General features: G+C 47.6%; 3 protein-coding genes. 1 reads left to right on the top strand and 2 read right to left on the bottom strand.

What is annotated here, in order from left to right; all coding sequences use genetic code 11:
* Positions 1-20 precede the first annotated feature (20 nt).
* Entirely contained in the window at positions 21-239 is a 219-nt protein-coding gene (locus KDK15_RS15220) for a hypothetical protein (protein ID WP_257296240.1), read from the bottom strand.
* 188 nt (positions 240-427) lie between these two features.
* Between KDK15_RS15220 and rluB the strand changes: the two genes are divergently transcribed.
* A complete protein-coding gene (gene rluB / locus KDK15_RS15225) occupies positions 428-1309 on the top strand; it encodes a 23S rRNA pseudouridine(2605) synthase RluB (RefSeq protein WP_257296241.1) in 882 nt (293 codons plus the stop codon).
* A gap of 104 nt (positions 1310-1413) precedes the next feature.
* On the opposite strand, the gene KDK15_RS15230 is transcribed toward rluB, so the two are convergent.
* Positions 1414-2823: a hypothetical protein gene (locus KDK15_RS15230; protein ID WP_257296242.1), complete on the bottom strand. Its 1410-nt coding sequence runs from the start codon at positions 2821-2823 to the stop codon at positions 1414-1416.
* Positions 2824-3061: the final 238 nt, after the last annotated feature.

Raw genomic sequence — 3061 nt, forward strand, 5'->3', positions numbered from 1 at the left:
TGCGTTCGTTGCTTTTTATTTCAACTGCCCGGAAAATCTTTAACCACCGCATCCAGTGTGACCGCCTGGCCAGTCAGTGGCAGATCCCTCAGGCAACATTCCGACGTAAAGCGAGCTATCGCTAATTTGTACTTGTTGTTTTGATCTGGTTTCCGGTTGAATTCCTGAATAACCTGATCCGGGGTCACTTTTTTATTGTCATGCAGAATGTTCTGCAAGCAAAGTTTTGCGACAACCACGCTTTACCTGGGAATATGCATGCTGGATGTGAAACAAGCTGTTTCTATTTCTCTTCTCTTTTAACCTGTTTAATACTCATTACTCTATTTCACTGCGGCTCAACCGGATTGTTTGTACCCGAACCTGCCGTTATACTGCTTTCCTTCTTGTTAAATTAAATTCCGGGCGGAGACCCCGCCGATATCCCATGACCACAGAAACTACACTCCCTCCGCAGGGCGAAAAACTGCAAAAGATCCTGGCGGGCGCTGGCCTTGGCTCACGCCGTGAGATGGAGCGCTGGATCACCGAAGGACGCATCAGTGTCAACGGTGTCAAAGCCAGCCTGGGTGACCGGGCAACCCTGGCCGACGTTATTGCCGTGGACGGCCGGGTTATTAAGCTGGACACCTATGCCTCCGGTATTCGCCGTGTCATTGCTTATAACAAACCTGAAGGCGAAATCTGCAGCCGTTCTGATAAGGAAGGCCGTCCAACGGTATTCGACAAACTCCCTAAACTGAAGGGCGAGCGCTGGATCTCCATCGGCCGTCTGGACCTCAATACCTCCGGTCTGCTGCTGTTTACTAACGATGGAGAACTGGCCAGCCGTCTGATGCACCCCTCCCACTCCATTGAGCGGGAGTATGCCGTACGGGTCATGGGTGACATCACCCAGCAGAAAGTGAAAAACCTGTTTGAAGGTGTCGAGCTGGAAGACGGAATGGCTCGATTTACCGATATTGTGGACTCCGGTGGTACTGGCATTAACCATTGGTTTCACGTCTGCATTCTTGAAGGCCGTAACCGTGAAGTCCGTCGTCTCTGGGAATCCCAGGATCTGAAAGTCAGCCGTTTGAAGCGGGTCCGTTTTGGCAGCATGATCATTCCTGATCACCTGCGCCAGGGGCAGTTTCAAGAGCTGGAAAAACAGGATATCGACGCGCTTGCCGCGCTGGTTGACCTGTCACCCGCACCCGCCTTCCACAAAAAGCCGCAGGATCGGCTGAAAAAGAACGAAATGCAGGCCAGGAAAGTGAAAGGCAGTGCCAAACGTTTCAGCCCTCATCCGAAAAAGCGTTCTCGCTAATGTGGTTTGCTTATTGATGGCGTGGCCAACTACTTATAAAACTCAGTATTTGACTGCTCAACTTTGACTTTCACAAAAACGCACTCGGAAGGTAAAAATCCTGATCAGAGGATTTTACAGAAAAAGCCCTGGGATGCAGCCTTTTCAGGTTCAGGCTGACTTCTTATTGGTGGACTCGCTAACTCAAATTCTGAGGCTTTGACATCCTGACGGTATATATGCCAGCAATCCATTCCAAAGCCATTGTTTTCCAAGTCAGATTTTATGTTTTCGTAAATGAAGACATCCCCACCCCACTCCTTACGTAACATTTTTTCAAGATATATCCTGAAGATAATGTCTGGCCAACATTGCTCAGGCTCTCGGAGCATTTCCGGTTGTAATTTATCCTTAATTGCAGCGATCAAAGCCAGATAACTATCCCGCTGTTCAGGCAGTTTTGCCAGCAACTGGTTTAACCGATAAATATCACTGTTTTCTGCGTTCAATTCGACGGCTCTTACCTGGCGAAGATCCATTGGCACATGATCCCTGGGCGAAAAGGGATCGGCAAATACCGTGTAATGTTTTGTGTGAACCAGTTCCGGGGGAATATAATCCTGGGGTGAGGAATCACACGGACCTTGGGCGGTCAGTACAAAACAGTCTGGATTGTTTTTTATCAATGTGGTGAGGTTAAAGTCAGTAATGCCCTGTGCAATCTCCCTGCTCAATGCTCTTGCTTCTGAGGCGGAGCCTGTATTTGGGCGGATGGCGGTAAATAAAGTGGTTGAAGGTGAAGCATCCGCAATTTCCTGGGCCGGGAGTATGTTGATGGGGAATCGCCTGATGTCGTCATCAAGACCGTCATAAAAATTGAATACCTCCACAGGAATCACTTTAATTTGGAATCCTTGCTCCCTGAGATAGTTTTGCATTGTCAGGGAAAAATCTCCGCCATTACAGCCAACATCAACAATGTATTCGATTTTGTCGTTTTTGCTTAAAAAATCAGCCAGAAAACTGAAGTTAAACAACTCCGCAAAGCCCCTGCCTGCAGCAATGATTGGATCAACGAAGGGTTGATCCAGCGTTATCAATTCCTGGTTGCCAATCCGGACAGTTTCAGGTTCAAACTCCTTCGGTATATTGGCATATCTCGCACAGTAATTGCCCGGGGGATTATTATTCATTTTGAATTCTTTTTCCTTAGGAACACCTGGATATGGCTTGCGAGGGGCAATCTGTTGTGTGGGAGGGTTATCTTGTCCATTGTGCCCACCTGCCTCAGGAACCCCTTGGCCGTGCATGACAGTAGCCGACGAAGTATTTTCAAAGCGGTTTAAACGGGAGTTCAAATCAGTAATGGTACGAATCGAAAGACCAACAGTTTGTTGTTCATGTGTTCCATCGCCATCAATTTCCAGATAAGGAACGGCATTATGTCTCTGTGGACCATGACGGGGGGTAGCTTCTTCAACACTTTCCTGTGCTTTAATTTGAACGGGTGGATTAACAATTTCGCCTCTGATCATGCCTTGCTCCATGTCGATTCGATGCAATATCAGGAAAACCTTAGAATCAAACATTCCATCCAGCTTAAACTGGTTAGAAATTTGTACTTAACTCTACACACCAAAATTTCAATTCTTAGTTCAATTCCTATCATAAATCCAGCGTTGTTCTGGCCGAGTCTGATTCCCTGGGGGGCGACTTGCGGGCTACAGACTGCTTTCACAACCCTTCGTTAAACCGGCGTCTGGGCAAACTCCT

This window comes from Endozoicomonas sp. YOMI1, assembly GCF_024606345.1.
GTDB lineage: Bacteria > Pseudomonadota > Gammaproteobacteria > Pseudomonadales > Endozoicomonadaceae > Endozoicomonas.

Excerpts from the sequence above, each read along its gene's own strand:
- rluB (WP_257296241.1), top strand. The coding sequence starts at position 428 with ATGACCACAGAAACTACACTCCCTCCGCAGGGCGAAAAACTGCAAAAG.
- KDK15_RS15230 (WP_257296242.1), bottom strand. The coding sequence starts at position 2,823 with ATGATCAGAGGCGAAATTGTTAATCCACCCGTTCAAATTAAAGCACAG.